Origin of the sequence: Heminiphilus faecis, from assembly GCF_008728965.1 — a bacterium.
Classification (GTDB): Bacteria; Bacteroidota; Bacteroidia; order Bacteroidales; family Muribaculaceae; genus Muribaculum; species Muribaculum faecis.
In genome coordinates this window covers 1-19,239 of sequence record NZ_VSMC01000003.1, presented here as the reverse complement: position 1 = coordinate 19,239, position 19,239 = coordinate 1, and the positions used below count along the sequence as shown (strand labels likewise).

The 19,239-nt window shown below is 37.3% G+C and carries 17 protein-coding genes; 15 read left to right on the top strand and 2 right to left on the bottom strand.

The features are described from left to right. Positions 1-662: 662 nt before the first annotated feature. Complete coding sequence (locus tag FW767_RS01980; RefSeq protein WP_121698187.1) at positions 663-1,688, bottom strand: transglutaminase domain-containing protein; 1,026 nt, start codon at positions 1,686-1,688, stop codon at positions 663-665. Between the two features lie 302 nt (positions 1,689-1,990). Here FW767_RS01980 and FW767_RS01975 point away from each other — a divergent pair, with 302 nt between their 5' ends. Then, positions 1,991-2,176, top strand: coding sequence for a hypothetical protein (locus FW767_RS01975; RefSeq protein WP_121698188.1), 186 nt, complete (start codon positions 1,991-1,993; stop codon positions 2,174-2,176). A gap of 243 nt (positions 2,177-2,419) precedes the next feature. Here FW767_RS01975 and FW767_RS01970 read toward each other — a convergent pair whose 3' ends face one another. After that, positions 2,420-3,289: an SPFH domain-containing protein gene (locus FW767_RS01970; RefSeq protein ID WP_121698189.1), complete on the bottom strand. Its 870-nt coding sequence runs from the start codon at positions 3,287-3,289 to the stop codon at positions 2,420-2,422. Positions 3,290-3,480: 191 nt separating this feature from the next. On the opposite strand from FW767_RS01970, the gene FW767_RS01965 reads away from it, so the two are divergent. The 14 genes from FW767_RS01965 (at position 3,481) to FW767_RS01900 (ending at position 19,126) form a co-directional block, all read left to right on the top strand. Continuing rightward, positions 3,481-4,986: a catalase gene (locus tag FW767_RS01965; RefSeq protein ID WP_121698190.1), complete on the top strand. Its 1,506-nt coding sequence runs from the start codon at positions 3,481-3,483 to the stop codon at positions 4,984-4,986. Positions 4,987-5,125: 139 nt separating this feature from the next. Further along, positions 5,126-5,836, top strand: a complete 711-nt coding sequence (locus tag FW767_RS01960; RefSeq protein WP_121698191.1) for a tRNA1(Val) (adenine(37)-N6)-methyltransferase — start codon at positions 5,126-5,128, stop codon at positions 5,834-5,836. Between the two features lie 102 nt (positions 5,837-5,938). Then, positions 5,939-6,508: an HdeD family acid-resistance protein gene (locus FW767_RS01955; RefSeq protein ID WP_121698192.1), complete on the top strand. Its 570-nt coding sequence runs from the start codon at positions 5,939-5,941 to the stop codon at positions 6,506-6,508. Positions 6,509-7,197: 689 nt separating this feature from the next. After that, a complete protein-coding gene (locus tag FW767_RS01950; RefSeq protein ID WP_235897994.1) occupies positions 7,198-7,710 on the top strand; it encodes a UpxY family transcription antiterminator in 513 nt (170 codons plus the stop codon). 86 nt (positions 7,711-7,796) lie between these two features. Further along, positions 7,797-8,666, top strand: a complete 870-nt coding sequence (locus tag FW767_RS01945) for an acyltransferase family protein (protein WP_150980311.1) — start codon at positions 7,797-7,799, stop codon at positions 8,664-8,666. A 180-nt stretch (positions 8,667-8,846) separates the two neighbouring features. Continuing rightward, the gene (locus FW767_RS01940) at positions 8,847-10,280 is read left to right on the top strand and encodes a lipopolysaccharide biosynthesis protein (RefSeq protein ID WP_121698195.1); all 1,434 of its coding nucleotides are present in this window, start codon (positions 8,847-8,849) and stop codon (positions 10,278-10,280) included. A 12-nt stretch (positions 10,281-10,292) separates the two neighbouring features. Continuing rightward, positions 10,293-11,405 carry a DegT/DnrJ/EryC1/StrS family aminotransferase gene (locus FW767_RS01935; protein WP_121698196.1) on the top strand — a complete coding sequence of 371 codons (1,113 nt, stop codon included), beginning with the start codon at positions 10,293-10,295 and terminating at the stop codon, positions 11,403-11,405. Continuing rightward, entirely contained in the window at positions 11,402-12,625 is a 1,224-nt protein-coding gene (locus FW767_RS01930; protein WP_205523775.1) for an ATP-grasp domain-containing protein, read from the top strand. Before FW767_RS01935 ends, FW767_RS01930 begins: the two co-directional genes overlap by 4 nt. Next, positions 12,622-13,689, top strand: coding sequence for an NAD/NADP octopine/nopaline dehydrogenase family protein (locus FW767_RS01925; protein WP_121698198.1), 1,068 nt, complete (start codon positions 12,622-12,624; stop codon positions 13,687-13,689). The genes FW767_RS01930 and FW767_RS01925 overlap by 4 nt, the downstream gene beginning before the upstream one ends. Further along, complete coding sequence (locus FW767_RS01920; protein WP_121698199.1) at positions 13,689-15,551, top strand: cobalamin-binding protein; 1,863 nt, start codon at positions 13,689-13,691, stop codon at positions 15,549-15,551. The genes FW767_RS01925 and FW767_RS01920 overlap by 1 nt, the downstream gene beginning before the upstream one ends. Positions 15,552-15,606: 55 nt before the next feature. Further along, positions 15,607-16,557, top strand: a complete 951-nt coding sequence (locus FW767_RS01915) for a glycosyltransferase (protein ID WP_205523774.1) — start codon at positions 15,607-15,609, stop codon at positions 16,555-16,557. Beyond that, positions 16,548-17,771, top strand: coding sequence for a hypothetical protein (locus FW767_RS01910; RefSeq protein WP_150980308.1), 1,224 nt, complete (start codon positions 16,548-16,550; stop codon positions 17,769-17,771). The genes FW767_RS01915 and FW767_RS01910 overlap by 10 nt, the downstream gene beginning before the upstream one ends. Further along, complete coding sequence (locus FW767_RS01905) at positions 17,743-18,471, top strand: glycosyltransferase family 2 protein (protein ID WP_121698202.1); 729 nt, start codon at positions 17,743-17,745, stop codon at positions 18,469-18,471. Before FW767_RS01910 ends, FW767_RS01905 begins: the two co-directional genes overlap by 29 nt. Position 18,472: 1 nt before the next feature. Beyond that, positions 18,473-19,126: a glycosyltransferase gene (locus tag FW767_RS01900; protein ID WP_150980305.1), complete on the top strand. Its 654-nt coding sequence runs from the start codon at positions 18,473-18,475 to the stop codon at positions 19,124-19,126. The last annotated feature ends 113 nt before the right edge of the window (positions 19,127-19,239 follow it).

Here is a 19,239-nt window from a genome sequence, read left to right as displayed (position 1 = left end):
ATAGAATGCTGTCTAAATAGATATTTTTACCGAAGTCGAATATTAGTTTTTCTCCATTACGGTCTGACATATAAAATGAGCTCCAATCATCGTCATTTATGAGGTTTAAGTTTTTTCGATGGATTATACTCAAGCGGTGATTTGCCCATATCGTATCAGGAAAAATTTCTTGCCCACAATTTATAGAAACGAAATTCACCTAATTCGATACGTTTATCCTTTTGTGCAGAATATCGGAGATATCTTAAATTTATTCTTTTATTAAATTTAATCAATAACGTGTTTGTTGTCATTGTATGTTTGAAATGCTTGACAATATCCGTTTCTGTAAAATCTTTAAATTTTGAAATTTCAATAGTGCTCCCAATCACCGTTGAAAGGAATTGAATATTATTGCGAATAGGATATTTCCTAATTATTGGGGCCGAAACTGTTTGTGTATATGAGGGAACGAATCGGTGTATTCGATTCTTATTGATTAAAAGAGGATAATCGACTGCAATCATTTTTTCTTGAATGCATTTAGTCGGAAAGTATATTACCCCCGGTTCAATATTGTTAAATTGATTATTATATGCATAAGATATATCAATAGGGTGATAAGTATTCCCATTAAATTGATAAATAGATGAATGGTTCCTTAAACATGCAGTAGCTGTCTATTACAATTGAATTGTATCCAAAGTACTCATGGGTAACATCGGCAATATCTTGTCTTTTAAAAAAAGCGGCACATTAGATGTCGTGATGTAATTTACTAATTTAGACTGGTTGCTATAGTAGTGCCTGTATACTTTTCCCTTTTTTCGTGTACCTGTGGCATTATCTCTGTTTATAGGAGCTTCTGTGTAATTAAATGCTATTGATTTTCGAGGATAGCATGTGTCAATTATTGCGGTCCAGTAATGTCGACTGTTATAACTTGGTGACGATTCATAAAAATCCATAGCGACAGGTATTCCTAATGAGCGCAATATGTAAATGGCGATATCACAATTTTCTCTACAATAGCCGGCCCTTTGTTTATATAAAAATGAAGCTCCTAAATGAGGAAGTTTAACATCGGTATAATTGTCGAAGCCCTCATGTTTTACATAGGTCATTATTTTTTCGGCAGCTTCTACAGGATCATTACCGTCATATAAAGAATCCAATATGCACGCATATCTATTATAGTATAGTGTACGCCAATCTTCTAATGGTTCATCCCCGATTCTATATGGTAGAATATATTCGCAAAATTCATCAAAATTATATTTGTTATGCCATGGTCGAGACTTCCAAACGTCCACAGCCATGTTGATATTATTTATTAGTAATGATGCTTTTATTTCTTTTAAATCATATGATTTAGGTAGCTCAAGATAATTGAATTTGGCATATTTCGTTTTATCACTATCATTTAAATGCCATTTTTTATATTTAATTTCTTTAATTTCGTCAAGTTCTGGACTCGTTATAGAAAAATGACCGGGCATGTTTTGTATCAAAAATTTTGCTGCATTATATTTGATTGAGTCATTCTTGAAATAATTTAATACAAATTCAAGTTCGAGTCTATTTTCACCAGCCTTTTTTAGTGCAGCATCTATAGAGTAATCAATTGCTTCTCTTGTGTTGTATTTAAAAAATATGAGAATAAAACTGATCGTTATAATTGCAATAATATATTTTTTGACGATATTCATTTGAGATTATAGATTGTCGTTATGGATAGATTGGTATGCAAATTTAAAATATTAATATGATTTATCCGCTAAAATATCGAGTAATACGAAAATATGAATATTTGGTAGTTATATTGAGTTAAAACGTGTTAATTTGGTGCGATTATGTTGTGTCAAATTCATTTTTTCACTAAAAAAGCATCAAAAAATATCTTAATATTGATGTATAAAATAAGTTTTTTTGTAGTTTTGCAACCGAATTTACGAGTTTATCACTCGCAAAGTTCAACATTACGTTTTTGTGCAATTAGTTTAGGCGAATTATGGAAGAAACTGCAAAAAAGCGAGGCGGACGCCGTCCCGGTGCCGGTCGCAAAAAATCGACAGTAAAGCGCTATGGCTTTAATGCTCCCGCAACAGTGCATGCAGTTCTGGAACAAGTGGATAGCATCACCGATTTTATCTGTGAAGCTGTTCTTAAGCATGGTCAAGACAAAGGACTTTGCTGACATAACCACCCATTTTAATGCATGCATAGACTAATGAAAGAGTTGCCCCGCCTAATTAGGCGGGGCAACTCTTTCATTATATGGCTTATTAATGGTTCAGTCTCAAAATGGATAGACACAAATTCCGGCAGATTGAACTGCTAAAATACAGCAGGCGGGTCGGGGCGCCAATAGTCCTACGGCGCCCGCATATCAGGATGGACATAAGGGCAGGGCGTCGTTTAGCAACAGCGTTTTCCCTTATCAGTTGCCGGCATTTACAACGGGTTGGGCGGCCTCATCGGCACAGAGTACCACAAGAAGATTGCCTATCATGGTGGCTTTGCGTTCGTTATCGAGTTTTACTACGTTTTCTTCGTCAAGGCGGTCAAGAGCGAGCTTAACCATCGTCACTGCGCCTTCTACAATCTTTTCACGCGCCGAGATGATGGCTGATGCCTGTTGGCGGCGCAACATCACGGCCGCTATTTCTGGCGCGTATGCCAGATAATTTATGCGGGCTTCCACCACTTCTATACCTGCCATGGCGAGACGTTCATTGAGCTTGCGTTCGAGTTCTTCATTGATTTCTTCACCTCCTGACCGCAAGGTTAGTTCTTCGGCGTGGCTCGACTCGTTGTCATAGGCGTATTTTCCGGCGACCTCACGCAGGGCTGCATCGCTCTGAATGGCAACGAATGACTGATATGTGGCTGATCCGGAGTCGAGATCAAATACGGCACGATATGTGTCATTGATTTTCCATACGAGCACGAGACCGATAAGTATAGGGTTGCCTACTTTGTCATTGACCTTTATCGGTTCGACATCAAGGTTTCTTATGCGGAGCGATATGCGTTTTTTAGTAAGTAGGGGATTGATCCAGTTGAAGCCGACTTTACGGTATGTGCCGCTGTATTTCCCGAAAAACACCAATACACGCGATTCGTTGGGCTCCTGCTTTATATAACCTGATGATAGAAATACCCATATTAAACTTAGGATGGCTGCCGGTACAATCCATCCCAGAATTAATATTAATGCCATGATGAGCAGAGCAAGCAAAAGCTGGAAAAACAGCATGATAAAACCGTTTATACTCAAACCTTTGTAAGGATATTCATTGTTTTCCATAAATATGTGTTTATTATGTTAATGATATGCAAATATAATCAGAACTTTTGAATAAATACTAACTGTTGTAAATTATTTGTGCATAAATCTGCATATTACAATTATGACGGTTGGCCGCGTCGAAAAACTTTTTTAGACTTATAAATGTTCAAATTACAATATTTTACTGATTATAAAACTCGATTGATTGTATGGATAAGAAAAGACTTACCGCTGAAAACGGACGCCCTATCGCCGACAACCAAAATGTACAGACAGCAGGTCGTCCCGGCCCGTTTACAGCCCAAGACCCGTGGTATCTTGAAAAAATAGCTCATTTTGACCGCGAAGTGATACCTGAACGGCGTATGCATGCTAAAGGTTCCGGTGCTTTCGGCACATTCACTGTAACAGAAGATATTACAGAATTTACCCGCGCTTCGATTTTTTCGGAAGTGGGTAAGAAGACCCCTTGCCTTGTCCGGTTTTCGACTGTGGCGGGTGAGCGTGGTGCTGCCGATGCTGAACGCGACATCCGCGGCTTCGCAATGAAGTTTTATACGGACCAAGGAAATTGGGATCTTGTTGGCAACAATACTCCTGTATTTTTCTTACGTGATCCTCTTAAATTTCCCGATCTGAACCATGCGATAAAGCGCGATCCTCGTACGGGAATGCGTAATCCGACAGCTAACTGGGATTTTTGGACTCTGCTGCCTGAAGCTCTTCATCAGATAACAATCACAATGTCGCCGCGTGGTATTCCTGCTTCTTTCCGCAATATGCATGGTTTCGGTAGCCATACTTATAGTTTTATTAACAAAGATAATAAGCGCACATGGGTTAAATTTCATTTCCGTACTCTTCAGGGTATAAAAAATATGACAGACAAGGAAGCGGAGGCAATTATAGCAAAAGACAGGGAGTCGCATCAACGCGATTTGTTTGAGGCTATCGAACGTGGCGATTTTCCGCGATGGAAACTTCAGGTACAGCTGATGACCGAAGATGAGGCCCGGAAGTACCATATAAATCCTTTTGACTTGACGAAAGTGTGGTATCACAAAGACTTCCCTCTACGTGATGTGGGTATACTTGAACTTAATCGTAATCCTGACAATTTCTTTGCCGAGATTGAGCAGGCGGCGTTTAATCCGGCCAATATTGTTGACGGTATAGGCTTCTCGCCCGATAAAATGCTTCAGGGGCGACTTTTCTCTTACGGTGATGCGCAGCGATATCGCCTTGGCGTGAATCATAATCTGATTCCTGTTAACCGTCCGAGGTGTCCGTTTCATTCATATCATCGCGACGGCCAGATGCGTACTGATGACAATTGCGGAGCCACGATTGCATACGAGCCCAATAGCTATGGCGAATGGAAAGATACTCCATCGCTAAAAGAGCCTCCAATGGAGTTACACGGCGATATGTATAACTATGATGAACGTCTTTATGATGATGATTACTATACGCAGCCGGGCAAGTTGTGGAGGCTTATGACCGCTGAAGACAAAAAGGCGACATGTGATAACACCGCTGCGCAGATGGAAGGTGTGCCTTTGTTTATCAAGCAACGTCATGTACGGGCTTGTCATAATGCCGATGCGGAATATGGACGTATGCTTGCCGAGGCGTTGGGTATAGGTCTTGCCGAAGCTCTGGTGGCGGAGGACCCTGCCCATCCGTCATGGGACAAGCGCACGACCGCCAAATAAATATTATTAAAAAAAGGTTCTTATGGTTCACATAAGAGCCTTTTTTTGAAAGTTTTTTCTTTTCAAAGATTTAGTGAAGAATGTATGTGCAGATGGCTCGAATTATTGTAAATTTGTATCGCCGGAAATAGTATTGGCAATGGGAATAAACCGTAATAGAGAATCTGTATTTCGCTTCAAACGGTTTGAGGTGAGAAATGAGCTTGCAGCTATGAAGGTGGGCACCGACGGTGTACTGCTCGGAGCGGTGTGTCCGGTAAATGGCTATGTCAATGCACTCGATGTAGGTACAGGCACCGGACTTATAGCTCTGATGCTTGCGCAGCGCAATCAGGCATTGAGTATCACGGCTGTGGAGATTGATGCCGATGCGGCTTCTGAGGCCCGGATGAATGTGGCGGCATCGCCGTGGCATGACCGTATAACCGTTGTCGAAGGCGATTTTAATAAAATGTTGTCGGACGGTTTGGCCGGACGTTATGATATCGTTGTGAGCAATCCGCCTTATTTCGCGACGACTCTTAAATCGCCCGACTCATCACGTGCCATGGCTCGCCATGAGACCGGGCTGTCCTATGATACTCTTGTAAACTCTGCTTCGGCTCTGCTCACTGCACAGGGAGCCATGGTCTTCATATCGCCTGCCGACAGGGAGGATGACATAACTATGTCGATAGCTCTGCGTGGACTTCACGTAACTCGATTGATCAGTGTATACACAAAAATCGGAGCCAAGACGCCTTCGCGACTTATCTGGTTTATTTCGACCCGTCCGGGCACGATGTGTCGCGAAGCCGTTTATATAGGGTCGCCGGAATATCGCGAACTGACGTCGGATTTTTATCTTTAGGAGATGACTCGGCCGGATAATTTGTGAGAATTTTATAAACTTTCAACAAATTAACGGTTTGGGTGTTTTATAATTAAAACATCAACTAAATTTATTAAAGTTATGAGTCTCACGAAATTTAACTTTTTAGGCTACTCCAAGAGCTGGTGGCTCGTTTTGTTGGCCGGTATTTTAATGGTAATATGCGGTTTCGCTTATTGGTTCTGGCCGAGTGCAGGTTTTGCAATCGCATCGCAGATTTTCGGATGGGTGCTTATCCTTGTCGGCATTGTACAACTTATCGTGGCAGCCGGTCCGCGTTATCCCAAGGGATGGGGATGGTGGATTGCCGGAGGCATGATTGACATGTTTATAGGCTTCCTGATGGTAAGAAGTATTATGTTATCAGAAATGGTATTCCCGTATTTCCTTGCCTTGATATTCCTTTACTGGGGCATCACGATGATAATAAGCTCTGTAAACGGACACAAAGGCAAATACTGGTGGCTCTATCTCGTCAACGGTATATTGCTGATGCTTATCGGATTTTTCTTTATAGAGGCAGGCTGGGTGCAGAATATGATGATGGTCAGCTTCCTTACTTCACTTGCATTTATCTACTGGGGCTTCTCGATATGTATGGTGGCATACGATATCAAGCCCGCTGCCGACAACGGCGGCCTTGAAAAGTAAAACCTTGCCGGATTGACATAAAAGGAGGGTATCGTCCAAGCGGCGATACCCTCCTTTTATGTTAACATTACATCTGTGATATTGCATTTTTACAATTAGTCCTATTTTCTATATATTGACCTATGAACTCCGAGAGGGACACGGGTATAAAAAAGAGCCCACATTCCCGAGACGGGAACGGGGCTGAGAAGGTTATCGTATTTTGTGATTCGGCTTTTTAATAACGCCAGAAAAATGCCTTCTCGTACCAATATAACATCCGATAGAGAAAAAGGTTGTCATTATTGCTGTGAAAATATGACATACCATGTCATATTGGGGTCATATACACAATATAAAATTTATGTTTTCCTAAAAAAATTCGCAATTATATGGTACAGTTAATATAAAATCGCTAAATTTGCAACGGTATCGACTGCCTTTCTCGGCATTTTCGTTATCAATCAATGTTAGCATAACAATGCAGACTTGATGAAACATTGCATTGTGAAATACAGTCCAACTTTCATTGTTGGTGTAGTTAACTGCTTAGAGTACAGAGGCATATAGTACGAGGCAGGATTAGGAGCTATTGTCGATTATTCATCATGCTTTCCGAAACATCACTTTCCGACACGGCTACGGCCGAGGTCTCTGATGACTGTCACAACGGCGTTGAAGTCACCGAGGATGGCACGCAATGGTATGCCATGCGTGACCTCAAACGTGCCAATGCCAAAATGCCCGCATATAAGCTCCTGCGGGAATCCGGCTTTGAAGTATTTACTCCCATGCGGTGGCGACTTGTCACCAAATCCGGGCGCCGTGAGCGCGAAGAGGTGCCTTGCATTCCCGACCTGCTCTTTGTTCATGCATGTGCCGATGAGCTCGACCCTGTGGTTGAGGCTACTCCCACACTACAGTACCGTTACGAACGCGGCCGCGGCTATCGCACACCCATGACCGTCCGCCGGGTCGACATGCAGCGCTTCATACTTGCCGTGCGCGCCACCGAAGAGCCCCGCTACTACAGTCCCGATGAGATAACCCCTGACATGTACGGACGCCGTGTCCTCATAGTCGGCGGCCCTCTCGACGGTCTCGAAGGACGCCTGCTCAAGGCCCGCGGCACCCGTCGCCGCCACCTCCTCATCGACCTCGCCCAACTCCTCACCGTCGCCGTCGAAGTCGCCCCCGAATTCATCCGCCTCCTCCCCGAATAACCGTACGTTTTCACTTGTGATATACCTTTATTCATAACAAAGGGCATCTTCTTTCTGGCTTAAATCGATTTATTAGATATTTCAAAATGGCACTGGAAATAAAGCGTCAGTCTAATATTGAACTTCTGCGTATTATAGCAATGTTCATAATTGTGTTGCACCACTATTGCGTAAATTCCGGTTTTGTAGAATTGATTAATCCAAAGATATTAACCGGGAATATGTTATTTGTACAATTTATGTCTATAGGAGGTAAAGTCGGAGTAAATATATTCTTTTTGATATCGGGCTACTTTATGATTAATAGTTCTATGAAGTGGCGAAAAGTATTTCAGTTGGTATTTCAGATTTTATCAATAAATATTTTGGTATGTATATTTTTAAGCGCAATAGGTTATTCATATGGCTTTAAGGATTATTTGAAAATAATACCTCTTATTTTTGATGTGCCAGAATCATTTATATCTAATTATATTGTAGTTTATTTGTTATCGCCATTTATAAATAAGGCTTTAAAATCCTTTAATAAGAAGGAGTATAGTTATTTGCTATTGGTTCTGTTGATATATTTTTGTATGCTCCATACGTTTTTTAATCAAAAAACATGGCATTATATGGGGTGGGCATTTACGATGTATTGTGTTGGAGCATATATACGTAAATATGACTTGTCAAAGTTGAATTGGCATTTTGGTTGGATTTCAATTGGTTTTGTAATACTGACGTGGGTAGAAATATTATTACTCGATTTTATTGTATTTAAATTTGATAAATCTCAAAGTATATGGTGCTTTGCAATAGGTGATGCAAATAAAATAAATATATTCTTGCTGGCAGTGTCAATATTCCTTTATTTTTTACGGCTAAATATAAGATGCATAAAATCAGTAAATTATGTGGGGGGGGGGGTATTGCATTCGGCGTATTGTTATGGCATGCCAATAACGATATCATGAGGCAGTGGCTTTGGAAAGATTTCTTAAAAAATACAGAGTACTTGACCCATGATTATTTATGGCTACATTGTCTTCTTTCTGTAGTTTCAGTATATGTGATCTGTACTATGCTTGAATTGCTACGGTATTATTTTATTGAGAGACCAATCTTCTCCAAGATTAAAGGATATAAAAAAGTAAATGTCTGAATCTCTTAAACAAAAGACATTCAAAGGTACTGTATGGAGCAGTATCGAGCGCTTTTCTGTACAAGGAATATCTTTTATTGTCATGGTTATCATGGCAAGGGTCCTTACGCCTGATGACTATGGTCTTATAGGAATGCTTACTGTGTTTATTGCTGTGTCGCAATCGTTGGTTGACAGTGGTTTCTCTCAAGCACTCATCCGTAAGCAAGATCGGTCTGAGGTTGACAATTCTACCGTGTTTTATTTTAATATATGTGCCGGGATTGCTCTATACATCATCCTTTATTTGTGTGCTCCTATAATAGCCCGATTTTATAATGAGCCAATTCTTACTCCGCTTACTCGTCTTATATCATTAAGTGTCATAATCAACTCTTTCGTTGTTGTACAGCGGGCACTGTTGACGGTTAATATTGATTTTAAGACGCAAGCAAAGGCTTCGCTTATAGCAGCGGTGGTTTCCGGAGTAGTCGGCATAACGATGGTCTATACTGGCTATGGAGTCTGGTCTATAGTCTGGTATCAACTGTCTAATTTGGCCGCCAATGTGGTATTACTTTGGGCCTTTTCTAAATGGCGTCCGCAGTGGATATATTCATGGAATTCTTTTAGAGAGCTTTTCGGCTTCGGTTCAAAGCTTGCCATTTCTGGTATAATTGATACTATATACCGCAATGTTTATTTGATTGTTATAGGGAAAATTTTTAATGCATCAGACCTTGGGTATTATACTCGGGCGCAGCAATTTGCAGACTTTCCGTCATCAAATGTATCCGGTATAATACAGAGGGTTACGTTTCCGGTCCTGTGCACGATACAGAATGATGATAATCGGTTGAGAGATGTATACAGGCGCTTTTTGCGGCTTTCGGCATTTGTCGTTTTCCCGTTGATGATAGGGCTTGCGGCTGTGGCTCATCCGTTTATTGTAGTTGTTCTGACTGATAAATGGAGTTTTGCTGCGATACTGCTTCAGATTATATGCTTTAATATGATGTGGTATCCGATACATTCAATAAACCTCAACTTGCTTCAGGTAAAAGGGCGTAGTGATCTTTTCCTTAAACTTGAGGTGTGGAAAAAATGTATAGGTGTGGTCATCCTATGTGTCACTGTGCCGCTTGGGCTTGTAGCTATGTGTTGGGGTACGGTAGCGAGTTCTTTGATATGTCTTATAATAAACACCCATTATACCGGTAAATTGCTTCAAGTCGGTTTCTTGACTCAGATGCGCGATTTACTGCCGTCGCTTGCTTATTCTTTATCAATGGGAGCGGTTGTCTGGATAACGGTCGGTTTGTTACCCGACAATAAGACAAGCCTATCCGTCGGTATAATTACTGGTATATTTTATTTCTTCATTGTAACAAAACTTACACGTTCGTCAGATCTGCGCGAGCTTATGTCATTTGTCAAAACAAAGTAAATAAATTTATAAATGAGCTGTAATGAACAGATTACGGTCACATCACCGTTGCTCCCTCCGTTAGAGGAGTTTATTCCGTATCTTCAAGATATATGGAGTCGTAAGTGGATTACTAACAACGGATACTATCATCAAGCCCTTGAAAAGGCTCTTTGTGAATATCTTGGTGTCGAGTACATAAGTGTATTTACCAACGGTACACTGCCTCTGATAACTGCGCTTCAGGCCTTGAGAATAACCGGCGAGGTAATAACCACTCCATACAGTTTTGTCGCTACAACACATTCCTTGTGGTGGAACGGAATAAAGCCTGTATTTGTCGATGTCGATCCATCGACCGGTAATCTTGACCCCAATAAGATAGAGGCAGCCATAACGCCTAAAACTACAGCCATAATGCCGGTTCATGTCTATGGTAATCCGTGTGATACGGAGGCTATTCAGGCCATTGCCGATAAGTATGGACTTCGGGTTATCTATGATGCAGCCCATGCTTTTGGTGTCAGAGTTAACGGTGAGTCTGTATTGAAAGCAGGCGACATATCCACACTTAGCTTTCATGCAACCAAGACCTACAATACCATTGAGGGGGGAGCGCTGGTATGCCATGATGCCAAGACCAAACAGCGCATAGATTATCTTAAAAATTTCGGTTTCGCCGGAGAGACCGAAGTTGTAGCTCCCGGCATTAATTCAAAAATGGATGAAGTGCGTGCTGCCTATGGTCTGCTGAATCTTCGTCATGTCGATTCTGCAATTGAAGCGCGACGTAAAGTTGACACCATGTACCGTGAAGGATTGGCTGATGTAGAAGGCATTTCCATGTTTGAGCACCGTCCCGACGTAACGTACAACTATAGCTATTTCCCCATATTTATTGATGCTGAAAAGTATGGTATGACGCGCGACGAACTCTATTTCAAAATGCGTGAGCATGACGTACTTGGTCGCCGCTACTTCTATCCGCTTATTAGTGAGTTTTCGACATACCGTGGTCTCCCGTCCGCCGGTAAAAATAATCTTCCTGTTGCCACCAGTATGGCTGCAGAAGTAATTTGCTTGCCGATGCATCATGATTTATCGGACAAGGATATTCAATGCGTAATAAAAATAATAAAAAAATGAAGAAAGCTATTGTTTTAGCTGGAGGCTATGATCAGATTGCGCTTATTAAAGAACTTAAGAAACGGGGATATTATGTCTATTTAATTGATTATTATGAAAATCCACCGGCAAAGAACTATGTTGGTAGGCATTTTGTTGGAAGTACCTTAGATTTAGATTTTGTTAGAGCGATTGCTAAAGAGATACGTCCAGATTTAATTACTACTGCATGTACTGATCAAGCTTTATTGACATCGGCTGAAATTTCGGAAGAATTAGGACTGCCTACATATATATCGGCAGAAACGGCAAAAGAAGTAACGAATAAATCGTATATGAAAAAGAAGATGTGGGAGGTTGGAATTCCTACATCCAAATATTACATTATTAAAAATATACGAGAAATAGACGATATAGAGATTAGCTATCCAGTAGTTATAAAACCGGCAGACTGTAATAGTTCGAAAGGAGTGAAAAAAGCTCAAAATATAACTGAATTAATAAATGCACTTACAAATGCTTTAAAAATTAGTAGAACAAATACAGCTATTGTTGAGGAATTTAAGCATGGTAAAGAATTTTCAGCAGACTTTTATATAGAGCATGGTAAAGCACAACTTCTATCAGTTACGGAATCAAAAAAAATACCTGACAATGGCGCTTTTACAATAGTGCAAAGTGTATATCCGGCAACAACAGAGCTTCAAAATAGAGATATAGAAAATATAGGACAACGAATTGCTGATTCCTTTGGCATAGACAATTCACCTCTTTTAGTACAATTTATAGAAGATGATGGACAATTTTTTGTAATAGAATTTAGTGCTCGCATGGGAGGCGGCTCAAAATATAAACTTATTGAAGTTATATCTGGAGTCTGCATAATGTCTAAATATGTCGATTTGGTAACTGGGGTTGATTCAAAAAAGATTGAAGTTAATCAATCGGCTGAAAATATAGAGGTTGATTATATTTATTGTAAAAATGGAATATTAGAATCGGTTTACGGTATAGAACAGTTATTACAAGATAATACGATTGATTTCTATTTTCAATATAAAATGCTACCTTCGAAAATTACACAATCTTTAACAAGTGGTGATAGATTAGGCGGTGTCTTGATTTCAGGCAAGAATTCTATCGAAGTTTTACAAAAAAGGAATAAGTTTAATCGGATAATAAGGGGAATAAGTGCTGATGGTGTAGATATTGTTAATCATGAAATCATAAATCAATTATGAATGTTGCAGTAATAGGAGCGGGCAATGGTGGTCAGGCATTGGCTGCATGGATATCTAATTGTGGTCATAATGTTAAGATTTATGACCGTAACGAGAGTAGAGTTAAGCAGTTAAAGAAAAAAGGATTCATCGAGCTTGTTGGAGAAGCTAATTTTAGAGGCTTCTTTGCTAAAATATCAACCAAAATAGATGAAATTGTATTTGATGCTGATTTGATAATGGTTGCAACTACTGCAATAGCTCATAATTCAATCGCACTACAAATCGCTCCCTATCTTAAAGATAATCAAATTATAGTTTTGAATCCGGGTAGAACGGGAGGGGCCTTAGAGTTCAGAAATACTTTAAATAAAGTTGGCATTTCAAAAAAGATTTTTATAGCAGAAGCACAGACTCTTGTTTTTGCGTGTCGTTTAATTGAAAATGGCAAGGTAAATATAATTGGTATAAAAGAAAAAGTTTTGATATCTGCGCTCCCTTCTTCTGATACATCGATTGTTATTAAAACCCTAGAATTATTCTTCAAATGTTTCTATCCAGCAAAAAATGTCTTAGAAACGAGTTTTGAAAATATTGGGGCAATATTTCATCCATGTGTTGTACTTTTTAATGAGGCGGCTATTGAACGAGGAGATCAGTTCTATTTTTATCGTGATATGACAAGCGGTCTTGCTCGCTTAATAGAACAGGCTGATAACGAGCGTCTTGCTGTAGCTAAAGCATATGGTTATAGCCCAATCTCTGCAAAAGATTGGGTTGCAGATGCATATGTTGGAGTATGTGGTGATACATTGTGTGAGAGAATGCAGAATAATCCCGCATATTATGATATCTTAGCTCCTAAAACTATAAACTGTAGGCAAATAACTGAAGATATACCTACTGGTATTTTGCCCCTTTCTGAATTAGGTAAAGTAGCTGGGGTTCCTACTCCTATTTTTGATGCATTAATCACGATATGTTCATTTTTGCTAGACCAAAATTTTAGAAAAGAAGGAAGATCTTTAATAAATTTAGGTTTAGAGAAATATTCAGTAAATGAGATAAAAAAAATAATTATGTAATGGAGCAGATTAATTCTAAAGATAAATTTGGATTTCTCAAGACGGAGGTTGACGTTCATACTATGGGGTTGGCTTCTATGTCAAATCTTTTGCGTGAATGTGGTTTTGAGATTAATATTGCTCCCAAAGAGGTAATGAGGGCAGTTGAGTCTCCTGAAAAATTAAATAATTTAAGCCGAATAACTAAATGGCTCAAAGGAAATAATATTACGGTATTATCTTTTAGCTATAGATTAGATCCTAAAGATGGATTGGAATATTTTTGTCGTTTATATCATTTATTAAATAGCGAAAAACTTACAATTAGAGAGGGCGGATTTCTTAAATTAATAGTTTTTTCAGGTTTGCCTGATACGTGTGAATTGATTAAACAAAAAATCAAGGATGATATTGTCTATTTTATAGGAGGAGAATCTTCTATTGAATCTTTAAAAAAGTATTATATTCCAGAAGCTTTATTTCCAAAATCATTATTATACAGACATCCTTATGATAATGCCCGGCAAGAGTTCGCGTATAAATTTATAGAAAACTATTCTTATAAAGATACTCCTATAATTGATCATTACGGTTATCCGGAATGTGGGAAAAATGATGATACTTTTATTCGTAGATTACAATATTGTAAATTAAAAGGTACTTTACCATTGATTCGAGTTCATGCAGGTCCATATTCTTCTAATAGGAATGAGGCTCTAAAAGAATATAGCTCATGGGTTGTTCAATTGGCAAAATCAAGATTATTGGATGTATTATCAATAGGCTCTTCTCAATTAACGCAGCAGCATTTTGGCGAAGATTGGGATGGAATGTCAAACGGAGGAGGTGTCCCGATTAATACTGAGTTGGAGTATAAGGAAATTGCTGATTTGGCTAAGCCTATGCTTGTTAGGACATATGCAGGGACAAAAAATGTGCCATGGATGGCTTGTATGCATGAACGATGCTTGAATATATCGTGGCATGCACTATCATATTGGTGGTTCTGTAAAATAGATGGTCGTGGTAATAATTCATTAATAAATAATCTAAAAGAACATATCGAGGCGATAAAATATATATCTACTACAGGTAAGCCATTAGAACCAAATGTGTCTCACCATTTCTCTTTTAGAGGTGGAGATGACGTGACATATGTTATTTCAGCATATCTTGCCGCAAAGACTGCCAAGAAATATGGGATAAAGCACCTTATTTTGCAAAATATGTTAAATACTCCGAAGCAGACATGGGGTATTGAAGATTTGTCTAAAGGTCGGGTTATGTTGAAGCTTATCCGAGAACTGGAGGATGCTGGATTTCATGTGCATCTTCAATTAAGGGCTGGATTGGATTATTTCGTGCCGAATCTTGAAAAATCAAAAGTTCAGTTGGCTGAGATTACAGCATTAATGGACGATATAGAACCGAATAATCCTAATAGTCCAGAAATAATACATGTCGTAAGCTACTCAGAAGCTGTACGATTAGCTACTCCTGATATAATAGAGGAGAGTATAAAAATTACGCTTGGTTCTTTAAAAGCATATAGAGATTTAAAATCAAAAGGAAAAACATTTGATACAATGCATGATTTAGAGATTATGAATCGATATAATCTTTTATTGGAAGAGTGTAGAGAATCAATACAGATTTTAGAAGCAAATATTCCCAATCTATATACTCCTGAAGGTCTTTATACAGTGTTTAAGAATGGTTTTTTCCCCGTTCCATATATTCTTGATGAAAAAAAAGAATATCCGGAAGCTACTCGTTGGCAAACAGCTGTAATAGATGGAGGAGTAAAGGTTGTTGATGACAAAGGAGAGGTTATATATACGCCAAGCAGATATAGAAGTATCCTATCATCCATTAATATGTAATGATGTTACTATACAATATTTCGAAAATATAGAGTTAAAATTAAATTCGAATTGGATGAAGAAGCCTTTGGTTGCTATATGGACAATGACGTATAATCATTGTAATTATATAAAAAAATGTTTGGATGGAATTGTACAACAAAAAACAAATTTTAAATTTGTTGCATTAATTCATGATGATTGTTCAATAGATGGTACTATTGAGATAATTAGAGAATACGCTAATAAATATCCACAAATTATAAAGCCAATTTATGAGGCAGAGAATCAATATAAAAAACATGATGGATCTCTAGATATTATAAAACGCAATGCTCTTGTTGACATTGATGCAAAATATATTGCTATGTGTGAAGGAGATGACTATTGGACTGATCCATATAAACTTCAAAAGCAGGTTAGTTTTCTCGAAGCACATCCTGATTATGCAATGTGTTATACTCGCGTAAAGCAATATAAGCAATGTATTTCAAAATATATAAATGATTTTGGGGGGCCACTGGAAACGTTTGATGATATATTGCAAAATAATACGATTCCAACTCTTTCTGTCCTGATGAGATTCGATGTTTATATGTCGTATCTTAAAGAAATTAAGCCAGAATGTAAAGGATGGAGTATGGGGGATTATCCTGTATGGCTGTATTTTTCTGCAATGAGTAAGATTAAATTCATACCTGATACCACTGGGACATATAGAATTTTACCAAATTCGTTAAGTCATTGCGAAGAAAAAATTAAGATGATTAATTTTGGGTTATGTTATCGTGAAATTGCGCATTATTTTTCTTTGACGTATTCAAACAAACAAATGCAAAAGATAACAAAAAATAATCTTGATTGGATTCTATTTATAAAATATTGTTTTATCAATGAATGTGATAATGCTAAAAAAGTCGCACGAGATGCACTATTTAGTAAGCAAAATAGTTATCTGAAGAATATTTTATTCTTGATTGGTATTTTTTCTCCGACGATTGTAAAAAGAATATATTCATGGCACTAAGCCATATATTAAAATATAAAATTGTTGATATTGCTGTTGTATTGATGTTTTTTGCAACAGTTATTGATTTGGGAGGAGGATTGGGCATAAAATATGCATCTTATACATTTGCATTATTTGTAATATTATTAAAACGAAGATTTCCGTTTAATAAAAGTCTAATTTCATTTGGCATATTATTTATTATATGTCCTATATTATCGTTTATTTGGGGGATCTGTAATAATGCAGAATTAAATAGCGCAATAATTCAAATAACGCCTTTTATTCCTGCTTTTTTTTTACTTTTATTATTGGATAAAAATAATATAAATATAGCCCTTTATGTATTTAATAATTCGTTGTTGATAATTGCAATATTAACAATCGTAATATATTTATTACTAATAGTAAATCCGTCTCTTATAGAATTGATAAGTGGATTTATGATAAACCATAATATGGGATTTTTTGGTAATAAAGATATTGAAGGCTCATATTTTCCTAATGTATACTTTAAAAGTGTATTATTCCTTAATTTTGCATTTATAATTTTCTATAGCAAAAAACAATACTATAAATCGTTAATTATATTTGTCGGCATATTATTAAGTTTTTCAAAATCGGCAACAATTGGTGCTATAATATGCTGGATATTTTTAGAAATAAATATTTTTCATCGTAAGAATAATCATCTATATATTAAGCCTCAAAAAATGAAGCTAATTATGATTATTTTGTCTTGTTCAATATTCTTAATTGTATCTTATTGGCACGAATTGGATGTGTTTTATAATTATTTTGTAAACGCTCTAACCGGCAAATCTGCAACAACAATCGTAAGAATAAAACATTTTGAATCCGTAATTCAATTGTTTAGTGATAATCCTCGTTTTATTATTACAGGACAAGGATTAGGTACTCGTTTTTATACATCCGGTTTTGGAAGATTAGCAGATAATATTGAAATAGATCATATTAATACGATTCGTAAATTTGGTTTTATATGGTCGACTTTTTTTTATTATATAATAATTTGGGAAATTTTGATTTTGCAGAAATCAAAGTTGAAGCAGTATAAAACATTGTGTATTGCTTTCTTTTCAACATTTATATTGGTCGGAACTAATCCGTTGCTAATAAGCCCTCTGTTTTTGATGTTAATGGTTCTGGTTTATAAAATAATACATTACAATATACAAAAAAATGATTTCAGTTTGTATTATAACATATAACGGTGAAAAATTCATCAAGGCTCAAATCCAATCGATAATATCACAATTGGGTGATAATGATGAGGTTGTGATATCTGATGATGGATCAAGCGATAGTACATTAGACATTATTTCTGCATTTAATGATTGTCGAATAAAAGTTTATCATAATCCGGCTAAAAGTGGTGGTTTTAGAGATACTATGGAAATTTGTTTCAGGGTGGGACGGAATGCGGAAAATGCTTTAAAACACGCAAACGGTGATTATATATTTTTGGCAGATCAGGATGATATTTGGTTACCAAATAAAGTCACGGAATGTGTTAAGGCATTAGAAAAATATGATTTGGTGATTACTAATCATATACCTGTAGATGAAACTTTGCAAAAAATGGATATGTCTATAAATTTAGAGCCGATTAAAACACCAACACTAATTAATACTTTAATAAGAACACCGTTTTTAGGTTGTTGTATGGCATTTAGTAAGAACCTACTGCAATATATTTTACCATTTCCGAAACAACCGTTAATGCATGATATTTGGATTGGATTAATGGCTCTTAAACATGGGAAAATTGGCCTTATTCAAGAACCATATTTATTATACCGTAGACATTCTGATAATGCATCAATTAATATCGGTCAGAAGTCGACAAATTCGTTAGGCTATAAATTGATGTATCGTAAATATCTATTAGAAGCTTATATCAATAATTGATATGAAGAGAGTTTTGTTTGTCGCCAATCATAAGGGGTTTTCAAAATTCAATGCTCCATATATGGAATGGTTTAAAAAGCAGGGATGGATTGTGGACAATGCATCTCCTGGGATTGAAGTAGGTATAGTTGATAATCAATTTGATATTGAGATTCAGCGAGCTCCATTTTCTCTAAAGAATATCAAAGCATATATAAAACTAAAAGAAATAATTAAGTGTAATAATTATGATATAATTCATGTTCACACGCCAATGGGTGCTTTTTTAGGTAGATTAGCTTCTATTAAAGCTCGAAAGAATGGGGCAAAAGTTGTATATACAGCCCATGGGTTTCATTTTTTTGATGGAGCTCCATTAAAAAATTGGGTTATATATTATTCTATAGAGAAAATATTGGCACGTTTTACTGATACTCTTGTGACAATTAATATGGAAGATTATTATAGGGCTCAAGAAAGTAAATTATCAAGTGGAGATATATTTCTAATAAATGGAGTTGGTGTCGATTTGCTTAAATTTCATCCGCTTAGTCAGCAAGAGCGAAAATCCAAAAGGCAACAACTAGGTCTTGACTCTTCTGATTTTATCGGCTTATATACCGCACAATTTATTCATAGAAAAAATCATAGGTATATTTTAGCAATGATTCGGTAAAATTTGAGGTTGTTCAGCCTTGGCTAAGCCGCTAACTGAGTCAACCGATGATTTATTTTCTGAATTATTTTGAGATGCGGAGATTTTCCGCAAGTCGAAATAATTGTTGAGGC

Coding starts and splice junctions, on each gene's coding strand:
- FW767_RS01980 (WP_121698187.1), bottom strand. CDS start 1,688: ATGAATATCGTCAAAAAATATATTATTGCAATTATAACGATCAGTTTT.
- FW767_RS01975 (WP_121698188.1), top strand. CDS start 1,991: ATGGAAGAAACTGCAAAAAAGCGAGGCGGACGCCGTCCCGGTGCCGGT.
- FW767_RS01970 (WP_121698189.1), bottom strand. CDS start 3,289: ATGGAAAACAATGAATATCCTTACAAAGGTTTGAGTATAAACGGTTTT.
- FW767_RS01965 (WP_121698190.1), top strand. CDS start 3,481: ATGGATAAGAAAAGACTTACCGCTGAAAACGGACGCCCTATCGCCGAC.
- FW767_RS01960 (WP_121698191.1), top strand. CDS start 5,126: ATGGGAATAAACCGTAATAGAGAATCTGTATTTCGCTTCAAACGGTTT.
- FW767_RS01955 (WP_121698192.1), top strand. CDS start 5,939: ATGAGTCTCACGAAATTTAACTTTTTAGGCTACTCCAAGAGCTGGTGG.
- FW767_RS01950 (WP_235897994.1), top strand. CDS start 7,198: ATGCGTGACCTCAAACGTGCCAATGCCAAAATGCCCGCATATAAGCTC.
- FW767_RS01945 (WP_150980311.1), top strand. CDS start 7,797: ATGGCACTGGAAATAAAGCGTCAGTCTAATATTGAACTTCTGCGTATT.
- FW767_RS01940 (WP_121698195.1), top strand. CDS start 8,847: ATGTCTGAATCTCTTAAACAAAAGACATTCAAAGGTACTGTATGGAGC.
- FW767_RS01935 (WP_121698196.1), top strand. CDS start 10,293: ATGAGCTGTAATGAACAGATTACGGTCACATCACCGTTGCTCCCTCCG.
- FW767_RS01930 (WP_205523775.1), top strand. CDS start 11,402: ATGAAGAAAGCTATTGTTTTAGCTGGAGGCTATGATCAGATTGCGCTT.
- FW767_RS01925 (WP_121698198.1), top strand. CDS start 12,622: ATGAATGTTGCAGTAATAGGAGCGGGCAATGGTGGTCAGGCATTGGCT.
- FW767_RS01920 (WP_121698199.1), top strand. CDS start 13,689: ATGGAGCAGATTAATTCTAAAGATAAATTTGGATTTCTCAAGACGGAG.
- FW767_RS01915 (WP_205523774.1), top strand. CDS start 15,607: ATGAAGAAGCCTTTGGTTGCTATATGGACAATGACGTATAATCATTGT.
- FW767_RS01910 (WP_150980308.1), top strand. CDS start 16,548: ATGGCACTAAGCCATATATTAAAATATAAAATTGTTGATATTGCTGTT.
- FW767_RS01905 (WP_121698202.1), top strand. CDS start 17,743: ATGATTTCAGTTTGTATTATAACATATAACGGTGAAAAATTCATCAAG.
- FW767_RS01900 (WP_150980305.1), top strand. CDS start 18,473: ATGAAGAGAGTTTTGTTTGTCGCCAATCATAAGGGGTTTTCAAAATTC.